Annotated in this window: 22 protein-coding genes; 9 read left to right on the top strand and 13 right to left on the bottom strand. The window is 63.2% G+C overall.

What is annotated here, in order from left to right; all coding sequences use genetic code 11:
• Positions 1-2 precede the first annotated feature (2 nt).
• Genes NKJ32_RS01965 through NKJ32_RS01950 form a run of 4 tightly spaced genes read right to left on the bottom strand, consistent with a single transcriptional unit; the run spans position 3 to position 5,514 of the window.
• Positions 3-530, bottom strand: coding sequence for a DUF3341 domain-containing protein (locus NKJ32_RS01965; protein WP_023677089.1), 528 nt, complete (start codon positions 528-530; stop codon positions 3-5).
• Positions 527-1,894, bottom strand: a complete 1,368-nt coding sequence (gene nrfD / locus NKJ32_RS01960) for an NrfD/PsrC family molybdoenzyme membrane anchor subunit (RefSeq protein WP_023677090.1) — start codon at positions 1,892-1,894, stop codon at positions 527-529. Before nrfD ends, NKJ32_RS01965 begins: the two co-directional genes overlap by 4 nt.
• Positions 1,887-4,874: a TAT-variant-translocated molybdopterin oxidoreductase gene (locus NKJ32_RS01955; RefSeq protein WP_352826713.1), complete on the bottom strand. Its 2,988-nt coding sequence runs from the start codon at positions 4,872-4,874 to the stop codon at positions 1,887-1,889. The genes nrfD and NKJ32_RS01955 overlap by 8 nt, the downstream gene beginning before the upstream one ends.
• Complete coding sequence (locus NKJ32_RS01950) at positions 4,858-5,514, bottom strand: cytochrome c3 family protein (RefSeq protein WP_502897371.1); 657 nt, start codon at positions 5,512-5,514, stop codon at positions 4,858-4,860. The genes NKJ32_RS01955 and NKJ32_RS01950 overlap by 17 nt, the downstream gene beginning before the upstream one ends.
• Positions 5,515-5,775: 261 nt before the next feature.
• On the opposite strand from NKJ32_RS01950, the gene NKJ32_RS01945 reads away from it, so the two are divergent.
• The 4 genes from NKJ32_RS01945 (at position 5,776) to NKJ32_RS01930 (ending at position 9,912) form a co-directional block, all read left to right on the top strand.
• The gene (locus NKJ32_RS01945) at positions 5,776-6,051 is read left to right on the top strand and encodes a hypothetical protein (protein ID WP_051406139.1); all 276 of its coding nucleotides are present in this window, start codon (positions 5,776-5,778) and stop codon (positions 6,049-6,051) included.
• Between the two features lie 9 nt (positions 6,052-6,060).
• The gene (locus NKJ32_RS01940) at positions 6,061-7,158 is read left to right on the top strand and encodes an FAD-dependent oxidoreductase (RefSeq protein ID WP_023677095.1); all 1,098 of its coding nucleotides are present in this window, start codon (positions 6,061-6,063) and stop codon (positions 7,156-7,158) included.
• Positions 7,159-7,220: 62 nt separating this feature from the next.
• Positions 7,221-8,192 (top strand): SDR family oxidoreductase, encoded by a 972-nt coding sequence (locus tag NKJ32_RS01935; RefSeq protein WP_023677096.1) that lies wholly within the window; start codon positions 7,221-7,223, stop codon positions 8,190-8,192.
• Positions 8,193-8,196: 4 nt separating this feature from the next.
• Entirely contained in the window at positions 8,197-9,912 is a 1,716-nt protein-coding gene (locus NKJ32_RS01930) for an HAD family hydrolase (protein WP_023677097.1), read from the top strand.
• Positions 9,913-9,958: 46 nt separating this feature from the next.
• On the opposite strand, the gene NKJ32_RS01925 is transcribed toward NKJ32_RS01930, so the two are convergent.
• From NKJ32_RS01925 to NKJ32_RS01915, 3 genes are read right to left on the bottom strand one after another with little or no spacing between them, the layout of a single operon-like run.
• A complete protein-coding gene (locus NKJ32_RS01925) occupies positions 9,959-12,238 on the bottom strand; it encodes a xanthine dehydrogenase family protein molybdopterin-binding subunit (protein WP_352577681.1) in 2,280 nt (759 codons plus the stop codon).
• A 3-nt stretch (positions 12,239-12,241) separates the two neighbouring features.
• A complete protein-coding gene (locus tag NKJ32_RS01920; protein WP_352577682.1) occupies positions 12,242-13,264 on the bottom strand; it encodes an FAD binding domain-containing protein in 1,023 nt (340 codons plus the stop codon).
• 1 nt (position 13,265) lies between these two features.
• Positions 13,266-13,880 (bottom strand): (2Fe-2S)-binding protein, encoded by a 615-nt coding sequence (locus NKJ32_RS01915; RefSeq protein WP_352577683.1) that lies wholly within the window; start codon positions 13,878-13,880, stop codon positions 13,266-13,268.
• A gap of 176 nt (positions 13,881-14,056) precedes the next feature.
• On the opposite strand from NKJ32_RS01915, the gene NKJ32_RS01910 reads away from it, so the two are divergent.
• Positions 14,057-14,500 (top strand): PPC domain-containing DNA-binding protein, encoded by a 444-nt coding sequence (locus tag NKJ32_RS01910; protein ID WP_352577684.1) that lies wholly within the window; start codon positions 14,057-14,059, stop codon positions 14,498-14,500.
• 10 nt (positions 14,501-14,510) lie between these two features.
• Here NKJ32_RS01910 and NKJ32_RS01905 read toward each other — a convergent pair whose 3' ends face one another.
• Positions 14,511-15,773 carry a DUF763 domain-containing protein gene (locus NKJ32_RS01905; RefSeq protein ID WP_352449581.1) on the bottom strand — a complete coding sequence of 421 codons (1,263 nt, stop codon included), beginning with the start codon at positions 15,771-15,773 and terminating at the stop codon, positions 14,511-14,513.
• 202 nt (positions 15,774-15,975) lie between these two features.
• Positions 15,976-16,680 (bottom strand): MgtC/SapB family protein, encoded by a 705-nt coding sequence (locus tag NKJ32_RS01900; RefSeq protein ID WP_352577685.1) that lies wholly within the window; start codon positions 16,678-16,680, stop codon positions 15,976-15,978.
• Positions 16,681-16,905: 225 nt separating this feature from the next.
• On the opposite strand from NKJ32_RS01900, the gene NKJ32_RS01895 reads away from it, so the two are divergent.
• Both NKJ32_RS01895 and NKJ32_RS01890 read left to right on the top strand, forming a co-directional pair.
• The gene (locus NKJ32_RS01895; RefSeq protein ID WP_023677102.1) at positions 16,906-17,073 is read left to right on the top strand and encodes a hypothetical protein; all 168 of its coding nucleotides are present in this window, start codon (positions 16,906-16,908) and stop codon (positions 17,071-17,073) included.
• 30 nt (positions 17,074-17,103) lie between these two features.
• Entirely contained in the window at positions 17,104-18,102 is a 999-nt protein-coding gene (locus NKJ32_RS01890) for an ATP-dependent DNA ligase (RefSeq protein WP_352788036.1), read from the top strand.
• Positions 18,103-18,238: 136 nt separating this feature from the next.
• Here the strand turns inward: NKJ32_RS01890 and NKJ32_RS01885 are convergent, their stop codons facing one another.
• Positions 18,239-18,766 (bottom strand): YciE/YciF ferroxidase family protein, encoded by a 528-nt coding sequence (locus tag NKJ32_RS01885; RefSeq protein WP_023677104.1) that lies wholly within the window; start codon positions 18,764-18,766, stop codon positions 18,239-18,241.
• Positions 18,767-18,935: 169 nt separating this feature from the next.
• Positions 18,936-19,610, bottom strand: a complete 675-nt coding sequence (locus tag NKJ32_RS01880; RefSeq protein ID WP_352492201.1) for a Crp/Fnr family transcriptional regulator — start codon at positions 19,608-19,610, stop codon at positions 18,936-18,938.
• Positions 19,611-20,168: 558 nt separating this feature from the next.
• Here NKJ32_RS01880 and NKJ32_RS01875 point away from each other — a divergent pair.
• Positions 20,169-20,366 carry a hypothetical protein gene (locus tag NKJ32_RS01875; protein ID WP_292655400.1) on the top strand — a complete coding sequence of 66 codons (198 nt, stop codon included), beginning with the start codon at positions 20,169-20,171 and terminating at the stop codon, positions 20,364-20,366.
• 266 nt (positions 20,367-20,632) lie between these two features.
• Here NKJ32_RS01875 and NKJ32_RS01870 read toward each other — a convergent pair whose 3' ends face one another.
• Complete coding sequence (locus tag NKJ32_RS01870; protein WP_023677107.1) at positions 20,633-20,797, bottom strand: DUF3309 family protein; 165 nt, start codon at positions 20,795-20,797, stop codon at positions 20,633-20,635.
• 308 nt (positions 20,798-21,105) lie between these two features.
• Here NKJ32_RS01870 and NKJ32_RS01865 point away from each other — a divergent pair, with 308 nt between their 5' ends.
• A complete protein-coding gene (locus tag NKJ32_RS01865; RefSeq protein WP_023677109.1) occupies positions 21,106-21,417 on the top strand; it encodes a hypothetical protein in 312 nt (103 codons plus the stop codon).
• Positions 21,418-21,492: 75 nt separating this feature from the next.
• On the opposite strand, the gene NKJ32_RS01860 is transcribed toward NKJ32_RS01865, so the two are convergent.
• Positions 21,493-21,735, bottom strand: coding sequence for a hypothetical protein (locus NKJ32_RS01860; RefSeq protein WP_352825533.1), 243 nt, complete (start codon positions 21,733-21,735; stop codon positions 21,493-21,495).
• Positions 21,736-21,972 lie beyond the last annotated feature (237 nt).

Raw genomic sequence — 21,972 nt, 5'->3', positions numbered from 1 at the left:
GTTCACGCCTCCACCTCCTCGACGGTTTCGGCGCCGAGCCGTGTCAGCTGGCCCTTGGTCACGCCCTTGCGGAACTTCGGATCGGCGGCCTCGACGAGCAGATAGAACTTGCCGCCGCGCGCATAGGTGAAGCTCGTGGCGTTGAAGACCGGGTGGTAATATTCGGGCAGGCGATTGGCGGCCAGCATGCCGAAGAATGCGGCCAGCGCAGCGCCAAGTATCGCGGCCTCGAAGGCGATGACGAGAAAGGCCGGCCAGGAATGCAGCGGCCGGCCGCCGACATTGAGCGGAAAATCGATCTCGACCGAATAGAGGATCAGGCCATAGACAAACACCGCGCCGACGATGGCGCCGCCAAGGATGGTCCATGGCAAGCGCGTCTTGCGCATGCCGAGCATGTCGGCCAGCCCATGCACATGGAACGGCGAGAACGCGTCCATGCGCCGGTAGCCGCGCGCCCGCATGGTGCGGACCGCCTCGGTCAGCGCTTCGGGATCGGCGAAAGCCGCAATGACGCCGTAAAGGCTCATCTTGCGCCGCCCCTCTCCCCGGCCAGCTCCTCGACCTCGAAAATGGTGATGGCCGGCAGGACGCGGATGAACAGGAAGACCAATGCGAAGAAGGTGCCGATCGAGCCGAACAGGATGCCGAAGTCGAGCCATCTCAGTGATTGTTCGCCCCAGGACGACGGCAGGTAATCGCGGCTTGGCCCGGTGACGACGATGACGTAGCGCTCGATCCACATGCCGACATTGATGATCAGGGCAATGGCGAACAGCACTGGCATGTTGAGGCGCACCCGCCGGAACCAGAGCAATTGCAAAACAGCGCCGTTGCAGGCGAGCATGGTCCAGAACAGCGGCGCATAGGGTCCGAAGGCGCGCTGCCACATCATCGTGCGCTCATAGGTTTCGCCCGAATACCAGGCGAAGAAAGCCTCGGAGGCATAGCCGTAGATGACGATCATGCCGGCGGCGATCATCAGCTTGGCGGCATTGTCCATGTGCCGCAGCGTGATCAGATCCTGGACCGAAAACGCCCAGCGCAGCGGGATGGCGATGGTAAGCACCATGGCGAAGCCGGACAGCAGCGCGCCGGCAACGAAATAGGGAGGAAAGATAGTCGAATGGAAGCCCGGCGTGATGGCGAAGGTGAAGTCGAGCGAGACGATCGAATGCACCGAGACGACCAGCGGCGTGGCCAGTGCCGCCATCAGGAAATAGACCGTCTGGTAGCGCGCCCAATGAAAGGCCGAACCGCGCCAGCCGAGCGCCAGTATCCCGTAGAACAGCTGCGCCGGGCGCGATTTCGCCCGGTCGCGCAGGACGGCGAGATCGGGCAGCAGGCCCATATACCAGAACATCAGCGAAACGCTGGCATAGGTGGCGATCGCCGCGAAATCCCAGACCAGTGGGCTGCGCCATTGCGGCCAATGCATATGCGTGTTGGGTAGCGGCAGCAGCCAGTAGAAGAACCACGGGCGGCCGAGATGCAGGATCGGGAAAAGCCCCGCCATTGCCACGGCAAACAGCGTCATCGCCTCGGCAAAGCGGTTGATCGAGGCGCGCCATGGTTGGCGCAGAAGCAGAAGCACCGCCGAGATCAGCGTGCCGGCATGGCCGATGCCAATCCACCAGACGAAATTGCCAATCATCGTGCCCCAGACAACCGGAATGTTGACGCCATAGGCGCCAACGCCGACCGAGATCAGATAGGTAATCGAATAGAGAAAGATGAGGACGAAGACGAAGCAGGCGAAAAACGCGGTCCAGAAATAGCGCGGCAGCCTGCCGTCGAGGACGATCGCACTGATACGGCCGCTGATCTCCGGAAGGTCGTGCCGGCCGCGCAGAACGGGCAGTGCGCCCGGTTTTCCAGCAATAGCCTCAGCCATCGGCTTTCCCGCCTGGCGAGAGACGGCCGTTGATATTCCTGATCTTGCCGAGATAGGTGGTGCGGGGTCGCGTGTTGAGGTCCTCGAGCAAGGCGTAGTGTTGCGGCGCTGCTTTTTCCTGCACGACAGCGGCGCCCTTGCTGTTGAGGTCCCCGAAAACGATCGCCTGTGTCGGGCAGGCCTGCTGACAGGCGGTCACCACTTCGCCGTCGGCGATGTGGCGGTTTTCGATCTGCGCCTTGATGCGTTTTTCGGAAATGCGCTGGACGCAGTAGGTGCATTTTTCCATCACACCGCGCGAACGGACGCTGACGTCTGGATTGTGCGCGGCCTGTTCCGGTCCGGCCGCATCCTTGTCGAATTCCTGGAAGTCCAGGAAGTTGAAGCGCCGCACCTTGTAGGGGCAGTTCTGCGAGCAGTAGCGCGTGCCGATGCAGCGGTTGTAGACCTGCGCGTTCAGCCCGTCATGGGTGTGGGTGGTGGCGTTGACCGGACAGACGACCTCGCACGGCGCCTTCTCGCAATGCATGCAAGGCACCGGCTGGAAAAAGACGTCGGGATCGTCGAGCGGGCCGGAGTAGTAGCGGTCGATCCGCAGCCAATGCATCTCATGGCCGAGTGCCGACTCGTCCGGCCCGACGGTGGCGATGTTGTTTTCCGCCTGGCAGGCAGAAACGCAAGCCATGCAGCCGATGCATGCCGACTGGTCGATCGACATGCCCCAGGCTTCCTGGCTGTATTGCCAGTCGGGATAGAGCGATCCGGTTGGCGCGGGCGGGGCGCCGTCGCGCACGAAGTGTGGATTTTTGCGGAAGGCCTCGAGCGAAGCATGGCGAACGATCGCCCTGCCCTCCATCGCCTGATGGTGTTGCGTGGTGATGACCCGCGCACTGCCGTCCCGCGGCGCGACCGTGGCGCCATAGACGATCCAGGGAGCCTCGAGGCTTCGCAGCCTGTACGCGTCGTGGCCGTCGGCGAGTGCTGCCACCGAACCGAGCTTCCGGCCGAAGCCCAGAGCAAGTGTCACGGTCTCGTCGGGATGGCCAGGCATGATCCAGACCGGCGCATCGATGTCCGTGCCGTTCGAGGCGATATTGACGACCCGGGCGTTTTCCACCTGAAGCCGCCCCGCCGTCGCTGGCGATATCAGCGCTGCATTGCCCCAGACGATCTTGCTCAGTGGCCGCGGCAATTCCTGCAGCCAGGACGAGTTGGCATTGCGTCCGTCGCGCAGCCAGGGATCGGCGACGAAACGGATTTCGACGCCTTTGGCCGCTTCGACGCGCGGGTTCAGGCCGCGCAAATCCGCCGGCATCGCAACATCGACTGGAGTGCTGGCACTTCCGGATACAAAGCCGTCGCGAAGCGCCTTTCGCCACGCGGGATCGTCCAGTGCTTGCGCCCAAGTCGTTTGTGCCCATGTCCGGCGGACGAGCGGCAGCGCAGAAACAGCGAATTCACCGCCAAGCACGGCCAGGATTTCATGCACCGCCCGCCCCTGGTAAAGCGGCCTGATCAGCGGCTGCACGATCGACGCGGTTCCGTCATGGGCGCGCAGGTCACTCCAGCTTTCGAGATCATGCGCAGCAGGGACATGCCAGTGTGCGGCGAAGGCGGTTTCGTCGCGGTAGAGACCCCAGTGGACAAGAAGCTTCAGCTGCGAAAACACGTCGCGGACATCGAACCCCGCAGGTGCGGTGTGGAGAGGATTGGCGCCGAGTATGACAACGGTGTCGATATCTCGCGCGGCGATCGCCTGGCAAAGTGCAGCGAGGTCGCCCTCGATGGGCATCGCGTCGGGCGGCTCGATCAGTTCCACGGTGTTGCCAAGCGCACCAAGCCGCGCATTCATGGCAAGAGCCGCGGCATGGACGAACGGTGTTTGATGGACGCCCGGCACGATCAGCGCCGAGCGGCCGGCCGCCTTCAGATCGTCCGCAGTGGCAGCCAGCCAGGCCGGGTCCAGTGCCAAGGCGCTTGGCGCCGCTTCGCCGCCAAGCACCGCGCTCAGCGCCGCGGCGACGGCTTCGACCTCGCTCGGCCGCACCGGCCTGCGGTGATCGGCGGCAGCGCCGGTGATCGTCGGCGTCGATTCCACCGCATAGACCCGGCTCATCGTATCGTCCGCCCGGCGCACGCGACGCCGCGCGGCAAAGTCACGGGCGTAAGCGAGACGGCCGGGGCCCTCGCCCAGGAAATCCGCGTCGAGACTGACAATCGCGTCGGCGCGATCGAACCGGTAGACCGGTGCAAGCGCCCTGCCGAAAAGGGTCTGCGTGGCTTCGGCGCCGGACGGCGTTGCCAGGGGATCGTGCTGGAACAGCCTCAGCCTGGGGTAGCGCGCGCGCAGCGCCTCGAGCTGCGCCTTCATGGTGGGCGAGGTCGTCGCCTCGATCAGCAGCGCCGCGCCGGCACCGCCTGAGCCGGCCAGCCGCGAGGTGAGCTCGGCCATGTCGGCAAGGAAGTCGCCATAGGCCGCCGGTTCGCCGTGTTTCAGCGGCATGCGCGAGCGATCGGGGTCGAAAAGCGACAGCACCGCCGCCTGCATGATGGCGTCCGTCGCACCGCGCGAGGCCGGATGGTCGGGATTGCCTTCCACCTTGGTCGGCCGGCCCTCATGGCTTTCGACCACCGCACCGATACCGTAGCCATCGCTCGAAAGCGTGGTCGCGTAATAAAGCGGCTTGCCGGGAACGATGTTTTCCGGCTGGCGGATATAAGGCAGGATGTCTTCGGCCCGGCTGTAGGCGGCAAGCCCGGCCAGCGTCAGCGATGCACCCATCAGCTTCAGCAGCGTGCGCCGGTCGAGCCGCGGGATGCGCTCGGCGATCGAGGGAAATTCGGCATCGACGAAGCGGCGGAATTCCGGCGTATCGGCGAGCTCGTCGAGGCTTCGCCACAGCTCCGGGCCGGGCGAAAGCCGTTCGCGCAGGCCGGCCATGTCTGGAGCCGCGATCGGTTTGTCAGCGGTGGCAGACATAACAGTCGGTCATGGTCTCGGGGTGGATATCGAGAAGGCTGATGAGTGACCGGCGGATTTCGGCGATGCCGGCCGGTGGCTTCCAGTGCATCAGGAACACGTCCTCCGGCGGACGCAAATTAGGCTCGGGATCGCGATGGCATGCCAGGCACCATTCCATCGATAGTGCGTGCGCCCGCCGCATCAGCGGCATGTCGTCGACCTCGCCATGGCACGTCTCGCAGGCGACGCCTTTAGCGATATGGATCGAATGATTGAAATAGACGAAGTCGGGGACACTGTTCACCCGCTGCCACTGCAATGGCTGCCCGGAAGCAAGGCTTGCCCGTATCGGCGCCAGCATGTCCACGTTGGTGAACAGCTGCGAATGGCAGGTCATGCACACCTCGGTCGCCGGCAGACCCGCCGATGACGAAGTCTCGGCGCCGCTATGGCAATAACGGCAATCGAGGCCGAGCTCGCCGACATGGTGCCTGTGGCTGAACGGCACTGGTTGCGCCAACGGCCGGCCAACGCCGGTGACGAAGTCCGAACGCAAGACGGCGGTACCGCCGAGAGCCGCAAAGATCGCCATGAAACACGCGCCCCACAGAGCGAAGCGTGAAATGCCGTTGGCACTCCTTGAAAAGACCTGCGGCATCCACTCGCCGATTTCGCATCCAGCAAACCGTATTCACCCCCCAAAGTGCCTAACTAAGGCTGCGTGGGTAAGTTCCGGCTGGAGCAGCGGAGATCACAGAATGGTTACCCCGCCCTGGCCCATCAGGTCGGGGTGACCGGAAACCATCGAACCCTCCATACGTTCGGATGAGGTCACGTTCTGTTTCACCCGGATAAGCATCATGACCATCCCCCACCCCATCCCATTCGCCGCCGGTCCGGCGTTGCCTTCTGGTGGACGATGTTCGTCGGCGCGCTGCTGACGATCCTCGGCCTGCCGATCGGAGGGGGCGGTGCCTGGCTGATCGCGCTGGGCGGATCCTGGTACTATCTGCCCGCCGGGATCGCCCTGCTGGCCGCCGGCAGCCTGCTGCTTGCCGGCAATGCCGCCGGTGTATGGCTTTATGTCCTGACCTGGCTGGCGACACTTGCACCCGGCGGACACCATTTCATGGAGACCAGGATCGGCGACGACGTCATTGCCGACGTCATTGCCTACGCATTGCCTAAAAGCTGACGCCAGACGATGACGGCTTCGCGGGACGCTTCCATCCTGATCGTCGGCGCCGGCCCGACCGGGCTGACGGCGGCAGTCGAACTGGCAAGGCGCGGCATTGCACCTCGCATCATCGACCGCAAGGAAGGCCCGACGCCGCTCGCCAAGGCGGTCGGCATCAGTTCGCACAGCCTCGACATCCTTGAACCGTCCAAAGTCGCTGCCCGATTGCTCGCCGAAGGATTGAAAATTCGCCGAGCCCGTTTCTACTTCGAAGGACGAGCGCTCGGCGAGATCGATTTCTCGATCCTGCCGCACCGCCATAATTTTCTGCTGTCGCTGCCGCAGCGCGACACCGAATCGCTGATGACCGATACGCTCAAGGGATTTGGCATCGACGTCGAATGGCGAAGCACATTTGTCGGCATGGCCGAGCACAAAGGTCGGGCCGAGGTGCGGATCGAGGCGCCAGACGGCCGTGACGAGGCAAGTTTCGACCTTATCTTCGGAGCCGACGGTGCGCAAAGCACGGTGCGTGATGCCATGAGCATCGGCTTCGATGGCTACACGCATCGGCGGCAATGGAGCATTGCCGACGCCGACATCGACGATTGGCCCTATGAGCCGATGGCCGCCCACGCATTTCTTCACAGGAACGGCGACGTCGGTTTCATCATCCCGATCGGCGAGAAGCGCTATCGCGCGGTCTCCAACACCGAGGATGCGCTGGCCCGCATCCCCGGCAATTACCGGATCACGCGGTTGTTGGGGACCGACCGCTTCCATATTCCGGTACGACAGGCGCCGCGTTATCAAACCGCATGCGTCTTCCTGGGAGGCGATGCCGCGCATGTGAATTCGCCGTTGGGCGCGCGCGGCATGAATCTCGGCATCGAGGACGCCGCGTCATTCGCCAGGCGTTTCGTCGACGGCACGCTTGCCGGCTACACAAGCGAACGCCACCCGGTGGGGCAACGGTGGATCACGCTCAGCGAGCGCATCCTCTCGCTGGCCCAATCGGACAACGGCATCATGCAAGGCGTCAGGAACGCGGCCTTCAGCGTCGTCGGCCATCTGCCGCTGCTGCAACGGCCGCTGCTGGAGCGTGTCGCCGGGCTCAAGGAATGACGTGGTCGCATCAACCTTTTCGCTGGACATGCGTTGTTGGGTTTCAAGCCAGGGAGATGACCATGCAGATAAAATCGGAAATCGCCGGCGAGGCCGCCAAGCAGCGGCATATCCAGCGCCGTATCGACGAGAAGGACAAGTCCAAATCCAATGGCAAGCAAAAAGGCGCCATGCAGGCCGGCGCCCGCAAATATCCGGAGCCGCCCTTCCCCGAGCAGCACCAGCCGAAGCCGGGCCATGAATGGGCGATCGAGCCGGCGCCGCTTTACGATGCGCCATTTTATATCGGATCGAAAAAGCTCGACGGCAAAGTGGCCGTCATTACCGGCGGCGATTCAGGCATCGGCCGTGCGGTGGCCGTGCTCTATGCGCGTGAAGGCGCCGATGTGGCGATCGTCTATCTCTCGGAGGATAGGGACGCCAAAGATACCAAAAGGGCCGTCGAAGCGGAAGGCCGGCGCTGCATCCTGATCAAGGCCGACGTCAGCGAACGCAACCACTGCCACAACGCGGTGGCTGAGATCGTGCAGGAGTTTGGGCGGATCGACGTGCTGGTCAACAACGCCGCTTTCCAGATCCACTCCAGCGATTTCAGCGAGCTGACCGAGGAGCATTTCGACACGACGCTGAAGACCAACCTCTACGGCTATTTCCACATGGCGCAGGAGGCCGTGCCGCACATGAAACCCGGTTCGGCGATCATCAATACCGGTTCAGTGACCGGCATCGAGGGCTCGAAGCAACTGGTCGATTACTCCATGACCAAGGGCGGCATTCATGCCTTCACCCGCGCGCTCTCAGGCAACCTTGTCGACAAGGGCATAAGGGTCAACGCCGTGGCGCCAGGCCCGGTTTGGACGCCGCTCAACCCCTCGGACAAGGAAGCCGGCGATGTTTCGAAATTTGGCGCCGATACGCCGATGAAACGGCCGGCCCAGCCGGAGGAGATCGCGCCGGCCTACGTGTTCCTCGCCTCGCCACACTGCTCGAGCTACATCACCGGCGAGATATTGCCGATCGTGGGCGGCTACTGACGGCATGTATTTCATTGCCCTGGCCACTGACTATGACGGCACGCTGGCGCATGAAGGGGTCGTTGCCGAGAAGACGCTTGCGGCGCTTGAACGCTTCAAGAAGAGCGGCCGCAAACTCATTCTCGTCACCGGGCGCGAGCTGCCCGACCTGAAACGCGTCTTTCCCGAAGTCGCGATCTTCGACAAGGTGGTCGCGGAAAACGGGGCGCTGATCTACACGCCGGCCAGCGAGGAGGAGCGGACGATATCCCCGCCGCCCGCCCCCGAGTTCATCGCCAAACTCAGGAAACGCGGTGTCAAACCGCTTTCGGTCGGACGCTCGATCGTCGCAACCTGGGAACCGCATCAGGCTACCGCGCTCGAGGTCATCAAGAAATTGGGGCTGGAGCTGGAAATCATCTTCAACAAGGGCGCGGTGATGATCCTGCCCAGTGGCATCAACAAGGCGACCGGGCTGACAGCCGCGCTTCAGGACCTCAGATTGTCGCCGCACAACGTCGTCGGTGTCGGCGACGCCGAAAACGACCACGCCTTCCTGCGCGCCTGCGGCTTCAGCGTGGCCGTCGACAACGCACTGCCGGCAGTCAAGGATACGGCGGATCTCGTGACACGCGGCGCGCGCGGAAAAGGCGTCGAGGAACTGATCGCCAAGGTGGTCGAGCGCGATCGCGAGCTTGTGCCGAACCGCGACGGCATTCTGCTTGGCTCGGAGGATGGCAAGGAGGTGTATCTGTCGCCAACCGATACGGTGCTGATCGCCGGCAGCTCCGGCATCGGCAAATCGACCCTGGCGACTGCACTGACGGAGCGCTTCGTCGAGAGAAAGTTCCAGTTCTGCATCTTCGATCCGGAAGGCGACTATGACGGTCTCGAAGGCGCCGTCCGGCTGGGCGACGGCTCGAACGCGCCGACGAAGACGCAGTTGCTCGATCTCCTGGAGAAGCCGGACAACAATCTGGTCGTCAATGGCCTGGCGCTGCGCGTTAACGAGCGGCCGGACTTCTTTGCCGACCTGCTGCCGGGCCTTGGCGGTGTTCGCTTCCGCACGGCACGACCACACTGGCTGATCATCGACGAGGCGCATCACCTCTTGCCGAAGCGGCGCGACGACACGCCAATGGTGCTGGCCATGGAATTGCCGGGCACGATCCTGATCACGGTTCATCCGGACGCGATCTCAACCGAGGCATTGCGGCTGGTCACCGCCGTCATCGCACTCGGCCCCAAGGCGAAAAAGGTCATCAAGACGTTCTGTCACGAGACCGGCACCGAACCGCCAAAGGACAAGGACCTGAACTCTCCAAAAGACGAGCGCGTGCTGTTCTGGCGGCCGCAGGCGCGCAAGAAACCTGCCATGGTCGAGCCGATCGAACCGCGACAGTCGCTCAAGCGGCACAGCCGCAAATATGCCGAGGGCCAGCTGGACGAGAAGGGCAGCTTCTATTTCCGCGGCCCCGACAATGCGATGAACCTCCGCGCCCATAATCTGATGATTTTCGCCCAGATCGCCGAGGGCATCGACGACAGGACCTGGGAACATCATTTGCGCGCCGGCGACTATTCCGAATGGTTTCGCCACCAGATCAGGGACAAGGAACTGGCGCGCGAAACCGCCGAAGCGGAGAAAGACGGCACACTTTCGGCGCAGGAGAGCCGCAAGCACGTCCTGGACGCGGTGCGCCGCCGCTATACCGCGCCCGCGACCGCGCCGAAGGAATAGATGCAAACGGCGCCCAGCCGGTCCCAAGCCGGCTGGGTTGGAGAGATCAGACGATCAGATGATCGATCCTGACCGGCAGGTCGCGGATGCGCTTGCCGGTGGCGTGATAGACCGCGCTCGCGACCGCGGCTGCTGTCCCGACATTGCCGAGTTCGCCCAGTCCTTTGACGCCGGCCGGGTTCACCTCGTGATCGATCTCCGGCACGAGGATCACCTCGAGTTGCTTCACATCGGCGTTGACCGGCACCAGATAGTCCTGCAGGTCGCGATTGACGTAGCGCGCGTAACGCTTGTCGATTTCCGTCGCTTCGTGCAAGGCCTGGCCGATGCCCCAGATCATGCCGCCCATCAGCTGGCTGCGCGCGGTGCGCGTGTTCATGATGCGCCCGGCGGCAAAGGCGCCGACGATGCGTGGCACGCGGATCTCGCACGTATAGTTGTTGATGCGCACTTCGACGAATTCCGCGCCAAAGGCGTATTTCACCGAATCTTTGTCCTGGTCGCCGCCATGGAATTCCGACTGCCCGGCATAGAGCTTCTTCAGGGCCTCAGGTGACGACCCCTTTGGCGCGAACTCGGCATATTCCTCGATCGCGCCGATCTGCATCATCTTGAAGACGTCCGACAGCTTGGCCGACTTGCCGTTGTCCGCGACGATTTTCTCTTTCTCCATTTCGAGCTTGGCGTTGCCGGACCCGGCCAGCGGCCCGTCCTCGGCGACGGCCGCGGCGAAGAGCTTTGCGCGGACGGCATCGCAGGCTTTCAGCACCGCCGAGCAGACGCTTGCCGTCGAAATCGACCCGCCGGACACCGGCGCCGGCGGCAGGGCGCTGTCGCCCATTTCGACGCTGACCTTGTCAATTTCTATCCCGAGCCGTTCGGCTGCCATCTGGCCCGCCACGGTGCGCACGCCGGTGCCGATCTCATGCGAGCCGCATTGGACGCGAACCTCGCCGTCGGTGGTCAGGCGGACACGGGCGGCGCATGGCGCCGCCGCCGTCGGATAGATGGCCGTGGCGCAGCCCATGCCGACCAGCCAGTCGCCGTCACGCATCGAGCCGACCGCGGCCTCGCGCTTCGACCAGCCGAAGGCCTTGGCGGCCTGGTCGTAGCATTTCAGCAGCGAGCGGCTGGAGAACGGCTTGCCGCCGATCGGCTCCTTTTGCGGCTCGTTGATGCGGCGGAACTCGATCGGGTCCATGCCGAGCGCCACCGCCATCTCATCCATGGCATTTTCCAGCGCATAGACATAGGGCGTCTCGGGCGGCGAGCGCATGTAGCCAGGCGTGTTGCGGTCGGCATGGACCAGCGAGACCTGCGTCAGCACCGAGCCGTAATTGTACATGCGGCCGGTGGCGGAGGTGCCGCCGACGACATAGGGATCGGGCCGCGAGGTCACTTCCCAGCCTTCGTGCGCAAAGGCGGTGATCCGGCCGTCCTTGTTGGCGCCGATGCGGATGCGGTGTCGGGTCTCCGCCCTGTAGGTCTGCGTGCCGTACGCCTGCATGCGGCTGACGACGCAGCGCACCGGCCGGCCGATCCGGCGGGCTGCCTCCGCCACTATCGCCGTGCGGGCCGTCATCGGCCCCTTGGAGCCGAAGGCGCCGCCGACATAGGGACTGACGATCCGCACATTGGCCGGGTCGATCTTCAACTGCCGGGCGAGCTCGGCCTTCCAGCCGGTGACGTTCTGGCTCGGCTCGTAGACCGTGAGTTGGTCGCCCTGCCAGACCGCCGTCGTCGAGAACAGCTCGATCGGATTGTGGTGCTGGGTCGGCGTCGAATATTTCTCGTCAATCTTCACGGCGGCTGCGGCATAGGCGGCGTCGAAGTCGCCGGCTTTGACGTCCTCCTTGAGCATCGGGCTCTTGCCGGCAGCCGGTTCCATTTCCGTTCCATTGGAATCGAAGCCGGCGCTGGGCGTCTCTTCGGCATAATCGGCGCGGATCAGGGCTGCTGCTTCCTCGGCCGCCTCGAATGTTTCGGCTACCACCAGCGCGATGATCTGGCCGTCGTGAAAAATGGTCTTGTCATGCAGCGGAGCGATCGAACTTGCGCCGGTGTTGCCGAATTTCGGCCTGTCGATGCCATCCATGTCGCCGACGCTGACGATATCGAGAACGCCGGGCACCTTACGCGCCCTTTCGAGCCGGATGGCGGTGATGCTGCCCTTGGCGATGTTGCTGGTGGCGAGCGCGCCATAGGCGGTATTGGCGGTTGGAAGGTCGGCCGAATAGCCGGCCTGTCCGGTGACCTTCAGGCGGGCATCGATCCGGGGAACGGGATTTCCCATGTTCTCTTTCGGCGCGGGAGCAGCTTGGTTCATCGGTCAGACCTTCATATCGCGCGTTTCGAGCAGTGCCCGCACAAGCGTGCGCTTGCCGAGCGGTATCTTGAACGCATTGTGTTGGCGCGGTTTCGCCTCGGCGAACGCGGCTTCGGCGGCAGCTTCGGCCGCATCGTCGTCGAGTACCTTGCCGCTCAGCGCTGCTTCGGCCGCCCTGGCCCGCCATGGCACGGTCGCCACGCCGCCAAGCGCGATGCGCGCTTGGCTGACCGTGTCGCCGTCCATGTCCAGAGCCACGGCCGCCGAGGCCAGCGCGAACGCGTAGGATTCGCGATCACGGATTTTCAGGTAGCGCGAGCGGCGGCTCCAGGCGCCGAGGGGCACCTCGATTGCCGTGATCACCTCGTCGGGGGCGAGATCGGTCTCGAAATTGGGCGTATCTCCCGGCAGGCGATGCAACTTCGAAAACGCTATCTTGCGCATACCGCGCCTTGCCTCGACCTCGACCGTCGCGCCGAGCGCGATCAGCGCCTGAGCGAAGTCGCCGTGATAGGTGGCGATGCAGGCGTCGCTGCTGCCGAGGACCGCGTGTTGCCGGTTGAAGCCTTCCATGGCCGCGCAGCCGGAGCCCGGCTCGCGCTTGTTGCACGGCCAGGAGGTCTCGCGAAAATACTCGCACCGCGTCCGTTGCAGCACATTGCCGGCCAGGCTCGCCATGTTGCGGATCTGACCGCTAGCGGCGAATTTCAGGCTTTCGGCAAGGACCGGGCAACGGCGCTTGATCTCGCCTGTGTCTGCTGCCTCGCCCATGCGGACCAGCGCGCCGAAACGGATACTGTCCTCGCCGACCTCGATCTGCCGCAGGGCTCGATCACCGAGACCGTTGAGATCGACCAGCCGCTCGGGCTGTGCCACGCCAAGCTTCATGTAGTCGGCCAGATTGGTGCCGCCGGCGATGAATTGCGTATCGGCCTCGGTCGGCGGAACACTCTCGGCGGAGAAACGGGAAGCAATGGCGGCCGCCGCGGACACGCTGGCCGGTCTCTCGTAAACGAAGGGGCGCATCTCAGGCTTTCCTTGTTTCGTCCCGGGCCTGCACGACGGCCGCGACAATGTTGGGGTAGGCAGCACAGCGGCACAGATTGCCGCTCATATATTCGCGGATGTCGTCCTCGGAGCCGGCATGGCCTTCGTTGATGCAACCGATGGCGGACATGATCTGGCCGGGCGTGCAGTACCCGCATTGGAAGGCGTCATTGTCGATGAAAGCCTGCTGCATCGGATGCAAATTGCCGTCGGCGGAGGCGAGCCCTTCGACGGTGGTGATCTCGTGGCCCTGGTTCATGACGGCGAAGCTCAGGCACGACAGCACCCGCTTGCCGTCGACGAGAACGGTGCAGGCCCCGCACTGGCCGTGATCGCAGCCTTTCTTGGTGCCGGTCAGGCCGACGTGGTCGCGCAGCGCGTCGAGCAGGCTGGTGCGATTGTCGAGGGCGAGATTGTAAGGCTGCTTGTTGATGCGCAGTGAGATCGCCGACAGATCGCGCGGCTCGGCCGAAGCGGCAGCTTGCGGCGCGGCGGCTTTTACCGACGTGGCCATGAGCGGCCCTGCCGCAGCCGCCGAAACGGATCCGGTCATGAAACTGCGTCGGCTCAGGCTGGCAAGGTTGGTTTCGGACATGGCTGGCTCCCGGCTGGCTGGGTCTCAAGCCGGCCGAACCAGTCATGGATAGCAAGGTTCCCCTGCCTCACGCGTCTGTGATCCTATGTTCATCCGAACCGTGCCGAGGAACTCTCGAGCCGGCTTGCCGTTCAAGCTGATCGGGCAGAAACCGACTTGGCGTCTGGAGCGAAATCATGAAATCACAGCTTGTTGCCGAAAGCGCCGGACAGAGAACGTTCGTCGTTGTGCTTGATCCCGGCGACGAGGCGTTTGCGCAGCTGACCGCGTTTGCGGTCGACCACGGCGTTGGCAGTGCGTCGCTGACCGCGCTCGGTGCTTTCGAAACGGCGACTGTCGGCTGGTTCGACCCCGGGGAAAAGACCTATCGGAAAATCCCCGTCCGGGAACAGTGCGAAGTGCTGAGCGCGATCGGCGATGTTGCTATCGGCGACGACGGCAAGCCCAGCCTGCACGTCCACGCAGTCCTTGGATTGAGTGACGGCACCACGAGGGGCGGTCATCTGCTGGACGGCATCGTGCGGCCGACGCTCGAGGTCACATTGGTGGAGACGCCTGGCCATCTTCGCCGCAGGCACCGTCCCGAACTCGGCGTCGCCCTGATCGACTTGGAGGCTTGATCCGAGCCGATCACTTCGTTGATTTGACTGCGGCCGTTTCGGGTACGACCTCCCAACCGAAGACGCTGCGGCCGCCGAGCAGATGCGATTGCTCGAACTCCCCGGCGACGATTTCCTTCAGGCTTGGGCCGGTGACATAGCGCTCGACCTGCCTCGACTGGTCGTCCAGCCGCCGCAACGCGCCGATCTCTTCGTCACGGCCGAGCCTGGCCTTCTGGACAGCCGACTTCAGCACGCCGATCGTCTCGTCGTAGACCTTCAGCGGCACTGGAAACGGGTGCCTGTCCTTGCCGCCATGCGCCAGCGAGAAACGGCCTGGATCGGAAAAACGGCACGGCGCGCCATGCACGACTTCGGCGACCAGCGCCAGCGCCCGCACCGTGCGCGCGCCGACATTGGGCACCAGGAGAAGCCCGGCGAAATCTGTCGGGCCGCGCTCGGCCGCCGCCGCGATATTGCCGTGCAGGCGGCGCATGACGACGTCGCTTTCGCGCACATCGTGGTGCGCCGGCATCACCAGATGCGGCAGCAGCTTTTGTGCCGGCTCCGGCGCTGGCGCCGAACCCCGCTCCAAAGCGGCAAGCTCCCTCACGATGCGATCCGGTCCAAGGTCGTGCAGAAGGTCCAGTTGTCCCTGGCGCGACGCTTCAGCGCGCCGGTCGGTCAGGTTGACGATCTCGCCCTGGTTGGCGCCCTCGATGGCAGCATGCGGCTGGTCGACAAAGCTCTTCAGGCCTTCGGACAGCCAGTGATAGCGGCGCGCCACCTTGCTGTCGCCGTTCATGCCCTGCTGCACCACCACCCACTTGCCGTCGTCGGTGACGATAAAGCCGTGCAGATAGAGATCGAAACCGTCCTGGACCGCGGCGCTGTCCACCTTGGCGACAAGCCGGCTGGCAGTCGCGAGGCCTTGCCCGTCGAGGCCGACACGCTCGCCGATCAGGGCAAGCTCGTGCGGGGTCTTGCGCGAATGCGCGCCGCGGCCGCCGCAAACGTGGATGCCGAGTTCGCCGGAAAGCGGCGACAGACCGCGCTTCAACGCTCCGACGACGCTGGTGGTGATGCCGGAAGAGTGCCAGTCCATCCCCATCACGGCGCCAAAGGACTGGAACCAGAACGGATGCGCCAGCCGGCGCAGCAATTCATCGCGGCCGTAATGGTGGATGATCGCCTCGCACATGACCGCGCCAAGCCGCGTCATGCGGTCGCCGAGCCATTTCGGTACGCGCCCGCCGTGAAGTGGGAGATCAGCACTTCCCGATCGCTGTGCCACGGTCTTTTGCTTGCTCCTTGAGTCCTGCCTCCACAGATAGGTATCGAAAGCGCCGCGAAGAAGCGATGGCCTGATTCCAGGCCGCGATCGTTGCGAGCCGCTAGAGCAATTCCAGGAAAAGTGTGAAACGGTTTTCCGTCCGGGATTGCGCAGAAACAAAGAGATAGAGCGTTTCGGCGTTTCCGTGAAACGATGAACCGCTCTAGCGGGCAGGCTCGCTGAGGAGATCAAACTTTTGAATCTCGCAATGCTCGCCCACCGATGCCAGCAGATCCATTGGCGGTGCGCCAGTGTCGGGCCGCCTCCAACTGATCTCGAACGAGAACACAGGGTCCTTGAGATCTGGGCGCCTCTCTATTGCGACGAGGCGTGCCTGGTAGCCAAGCGGCCCGATGAGCGCATCGATCTCCTGTCGAGCCGCGGCCTTCCACGTCAGTGCCAACTGGGCATGGTGTTCGCGCGACATTCGAAGGTCCACCCATTTCAGGACCAGCAAGGTGGCCAGCGTCAGCGCCGTGCCGGCAGCGCCCAAGCCGTATTGGCCACCACCGAAAGCCAATCCGATCGCCGTCATCACCCACAATGTGGCCGCCGTGGTGACGCCGCTGACAAGATTGCCGCGGCGAAGAATGGCGCCACCGCCGATAAAGCCGACGCCGGTCAACACGCCCAGCGGAAAGCGCAAGACGTCCATCGATGCAAACGAATCCGGGTGCTTGCCAACGGTCTCGAGCAGAATACTGGCCTGGATCATTGTGATGGCGGCGGCCAATCCGACCAGCACGGTGGTGCGTAGCCCCGCCGCGTGCCCGCGCGCCTCGCGGTTGAGGCCTATCAACAGGCCGGCGAGCGCGGTCAGAAGCAGTCGTGCCGCGATGTCCTGCCAGACCGGAACAACGAGGAGCATCGCGGTCACCCGTCAGGCCAAGCGCTGCTGGCCAGGAATAGCGCCAGGGTCAAAGCGAACAAGGGCAAGAGCGTCTTCATCGCAAATTCTTTTCGTCGATAAGCAACAAACGATGCGCTTGGATTTTGGTTGCGCCGCCGACGATTCGCCCCGGCGATGGCCGCGGCGGAACAAAACCTTCGGCCTGCGGGTTGGTGGGTTCACGCCAACGAAGGATTTGCAGTCATGGTCCGCTTGCTGCTTGCCGGAGCCGTCGCTTATCTGGCCTATCGCATCACCAAGGAGATCGGTGGGTCCGACGAGGTCGATCCGCGGTCGCCTTCACCCGACCAAACCGGCCGCAAGGTGCCGAGGCGGGAAAGCGGGGCGCAGGGGAATGGCCGACGGCGGTAGCGAATGCCTCAGCGGCGGCGCGGACCAGCCATGACCGCATTTCCGTTGCCGCTCGACCTTCGTCCGATGGAAGCCAAAGCCGCCGACGCAATTCCTGGCGGCGACGGGCTTTGGCAGTACGAACCGAAATGGGACGGGTTTCGCTGCCTCGTGTTCAAGGGCGACGATGCCGTCGATCTGCGTGCAAAATCGGGCAAGCCGCTTGGCCGCTATTTTCCCGAACTGGTCGCGGTGCTGCGCGATTTGAGGTCGCGACAGTTTGTGGTCGACGGCGAGATCATCATCGAGGTCGACGGATCGACTTCATTCGAGGCCCTGCAAATGCGCCTCCATCCCGCCGAAAGCAGGATCCGCAAATTGAGCCTCGAGACGCCCGCCATGCTTGTCCTGTTCGATGTGCTGGCCGAACCCGGCGGCAAGGTCATCATCGAACAACCGCTCAGCGCCAGGAGACGGGCGATCGAGGCCTTTGTCGCGTCGGCGGCACGGCCCGAACTGCGCCTGTCCAAATGCACGCACGATGCCGCTGCCGCCGAGCGCTGGCTGCAGGGCTCCGGCCATGGCTCGACCGACGGTGTCGTTGCAAAACTGATCGCCGGGCCATACCGGCCCGGCGAGCGCGCCATGGTCAAGGTCAAGCGGCTGCGCACTGCGGATTGTGTGGTCGGCGGCTTTCGCTATCTCGCCGGCAGCAACGAAGTCGGATCCCTGCTGCTCGGCCTCTACAACAACGAAGGCAGGCTGGACCATGTCGGGTTCACCTCGACCATCGGCAAGGACGACCGGGCGGCGCTGACCAGGCGGCTGGAAAAACAGCGGGCCAAACCGGGTTTCACCGGCAAGGCGCCGGGCGGGCCAAGCCGCTGGAGCACGGAGCGCAGCGGACAATGGGAGCCGATAAAGCCTGAACTGGTGGTCGAGGTTCGTTTCGACCATGTGACAGGCGACCGGTTCCGGCACGGAACCAAGCTGTTGCGCTGGCGGTCGGACAAAGAGCCCCGGCAATGCACGTTCGATCAGATCGAGTAAGCCCGCAGCGATGCACCGCTTCAAGGCTCTAGCTGCCCGCTCTACCGTTCATGACAGACCAATGCAGAATTCACCGGTTCACCGCGGCCAACCGAGCCTTGGCAACCATTTCCGAGGCTCGGTTGCGGTTTTGAAATCAAGCGGCTTCTTGCATTGCGCGTTCGTTGACACCGCTTTCGCCGAGCTTGGAAAGCGCTTCGTCGGTCGCGACCTCTTCCTTGAGAGTTGCCCTGAGCAGCTCGACAACGTCGCTCTTGCCGAGTTCTTCCGCCCACGCGATCAAAGTGCCGTAGCGAGCGATCTCGTAATGTTCGACGGCCTGCGCCGCGCCGACAAGCCCGGCGTCGAGCGCGGGAGCACCGTTATACTCCTCGAGCACTTCCGAGCCCTCTTCGATAATGCCGTCAATCGCCGGGCAGGTCTTGCCACGGGCCGGCTTGCCGAACTTCTCGAACACCTCCTCCAGGCGGTCGACATGTCCTTCGGTTTCCATGCGGTGTTTCTCGAAGGCGGCGGTCACTTCTTCCGACTCCGCGCCCTTGGCCATTTTAGGCAGCGCTTTCAGTATCTTCTTCTCGGCGTAGTAGAGGTCTTTGAGCCCGTCGAGGAACAGATCCTCAAGGCCCTTGCTTGCCGCCTTCGCGGCCTTTTTCGTGGTCGCCATGATCCTCTCCCGAATGGTTGGTGCCGCCTCGCAAAGTAGAGGCGTCCCATAACCCTCCGACGGGAAACAAGTTCCCTGACGGTCCGGGAGCTTTGAAAATTTTTCCGACCCGCCGTGTAGTGTCGCAAGGGGCCTCGACCTGCGGCAGCAATCGGCCAGGAAAGCGCCGTCAGCGCTCGCCGATATGCTCGACCAGGCGGGTATATTCGGCCTCGGCCAGGCCGTAGCCGCCATCCGCCAGTGCGACGAGACCATCGCGATCGCGAATGATAATTTCGCCGCGCCGGGACCGGATGAGCCCTCGCCCCTCGAGCAGCTGCAGCGCGACCGTGACACCCGGACGCCTTACGCCAAGCATGATCGACAGGAATTCGTGAGTGATCGTCAGCCGGCCGCCGTCCACCCGATCGTCACACATGAGCAGCCAGCGCGCCAGCCGGTCTTCAAGTTTCGATCGCGCGTTCACCAGCGCGGTATAGCCAGTCTGGACATGCAGATATTGCACGTAGCGCAGCAAGAACAGCCGCAGCGTCGGGCTTTGCGTCAGCGCCGCCTTGAACGGCTCGGCGTCGATCCTGGCGGCTTCTCCCGCCAGCTGCACATAGCAATCATGGACCGTACGGTCGTCGCCCATTATCAGGGCCGAGCCGGTCATACCTTCCAAGCCGACAAGGCCAACTTCCGCATCGCTGCCGTTCGGCATTTTCGCAACCACCGAACCGATGCCGTCCTCGAGGAAATAAATGGCCTCGATCGGCGATCCGGACACTTCGAGCGATTGCCGTAACTCCAGCGAACAGCGCTCGATGTGCGGCTCGAGAGATGCGAAATCGTCGGCGCTCATCCGGCGCAACAGCTTGTTTCTGTATAGATTTCTATTGAAAATTGCTGGATCAGACATAGCTGGCCCCAAAACAGGGCAAGAGCTTTTTTATCTCCCAGCCGTCCGCGCCCGGTATAACCTGCGGACGATAACGCTCATATAAGCACTCAAAGGTATGGAGCCTACTAAATAAAAAAATGAATCGATGCACGACAGTTTCTCCTGCCGCTTGCCTACGAAACCATCCGACTGAAAGTTAGAGTTGGAAACGTACCAAAGACGGTTTGGTACGAAAACGACAATTGAGGTCACCGGACGCGAAAGAGCCCGTCGCGAGGGATGCAACGGGCTCCATTCGGGCGTCGTGGGCTACGCCCAATGATCCAAATGAGGGGTGGGTTGGATCGCAGCAACAATGCAGGTGCAAGGCAGTCGTTCCCAAACTGTCTGTTTGGTAATTTCCGTACATTGAGTTTGGACGAGAGCGGCGCTAATTGAATTGGAGTCGTCCACACAGACATGGCGAGTGGACGCTTGAAAGACGCTTCGCGCTTTCGCCCTTTTTCAAGGGAGGATGGCATGTCGATGCAAGGTGCAGCAACTCCAGCCGAACTGAGCGTGCTGAAAAAAGCGCTCGACGACTGCTGCCGTGAGTTGGGTGTTGCGGACGACAGTCCTGTCCGCGAGCGGTTGGCCGCCCGTATCATGTCGCTGTTCAACGAGGGTGTGCTCAGCGCCGATCTGAAAGAAGCGCTGGCCGCCGATCGCCAACACTAAGCTGCTGCTATGGTGGTGTCCTCGGTGCCGAAAGGTTCGGGACCGGGTCGCCGTTTTTAGCCAAGGATCCTGGTTGGCCAAGGATCTTGGAAATCTCGTCTCTTCACGACAAAACGCCCGGCGCTTGTTGCCAAGCGGCAGGCGTTTTTGTCGTGAGCGGACACTAAGGCGCGTCGCGTTCGACCGGCCTCATGCGATGCGCTTTAGGTTCCTGTTTTATGCATGTCGCTATCACAAAACCGCTGCACACTTTTGCGCGACGTGCATCAAATGCGCCCAAGCAGGACCAGGATAATGACGATAAGCAGCACCAGGCCGAGGCCGCCACCACCGTAATAGCCGGTGCCATAGAACGGTCCGCCGCCCAAGCCGCTGAAGCCGCCAAGCAAGGCAAGGACCAAGATTATGATGAGAATGGTTCCAAGGCCCATGATGTCTGCTCTCCTTGTTTGCGCTGCCGCCATTCGCATCAGCGCGTCGCATTGTACAAAGGTATGAACTCGCAAGAAGCATTCCTGTTCCGGCGGAACGGTAAGGCGTACGCTCATGCGGCGAGCAAAATGCCGGGCTGTGCCGTTAGAAAAGTCCACAGATGCGTGCCCGCGGAGAATGGCATGGCGGCCACCTTGAACACCTGAGAACATGCTGAATTCATAGGAGATTTGTCGGAACCTTCGCTCGCCCGAACGGTTGTTTTCGTAGTCGCAACGCGACGACCCTCGTAAAAAGGAGAAGCATCATGCTCACGAAAATTCTCGCAGCTTCGGCGCTTACGATCGGTCTGGCTACGTCAGCGATGGCGCAGAACGTCGGCGACCCTTCCGGAGCCGCTGCCGACGGTAGCGGGCGGACGATCGTAGTCCCGGATAATGGCGGCCCTGACACCGGCACGGATTCGACCATCACCAATAGCATTCGCGATTTCTCAACGACGAATTCGAATGCCGACCGGAATTGCCCGCCGGGCCCGCAGGGGGCTCTGCCCGATGCGACCGGCAAGGCTCCGGGCACGATGGCGCCGACGGTGAACGACAACCACTGCGGCAAGTAAGCGCCCGGTCATCACAGCCTGACGAGGCCGCGGAGCTCAAGCTCCGCGGCCGGCTGGTTTTGCCGTAAAATCAGCCTAGCGGCCGCGGTGGTCGAAGCTGACCGCGATATCCCGACCGTCCAGCGCCCGAACGATGAAGCCAACCAGCTCCTCGTCGGTTTGCCGGAACCAGGGAAAGCGTTTGCGCAAATCGGCTATGACGACGGTGGTCGAGAGAATGTCACCGGCATGATAGTCGGCCATGATGGTATGAACGGCAGCGTCGGTGTCAATACCGATTCCTAGCGGCGACTTGATCTGCCCCACGGAAGCCTCCACCCATCTCTCCCAGCCAACGATAGCAAGACTGCCGCAAAGCGAAAGAGCTTGTACGATTCCGTACGATCTCGTGGCTTGCGTTGCACTTTGCAGGACGCAGCCGGCGTCGTTTGTTTTGCGTTTCCAAACCATTTTCTGGCGTGGGTGGGGCGGGGGGCCCCCCCCCCCCCGCAACCCGCCCCCAGCTTCGCCGAGTGCCCACACGCGGTGGTCAAACACCCCACGGGACACCCCCAA

The organism is Mesorhizobium sp. M0159 (genome assembly GCF_040322295.1).
Lineage (GTDB): Bacteria > Pseudomonadota > Alphaproteobacteria > Rhizobiales > Rhizobiaceae > Mesorhizobium.
The sequence above is the reverse complement of the archived record's forward strand: the minus strand, read 5'-3'. Positions and strand labels throughout refer to the sequence as shown.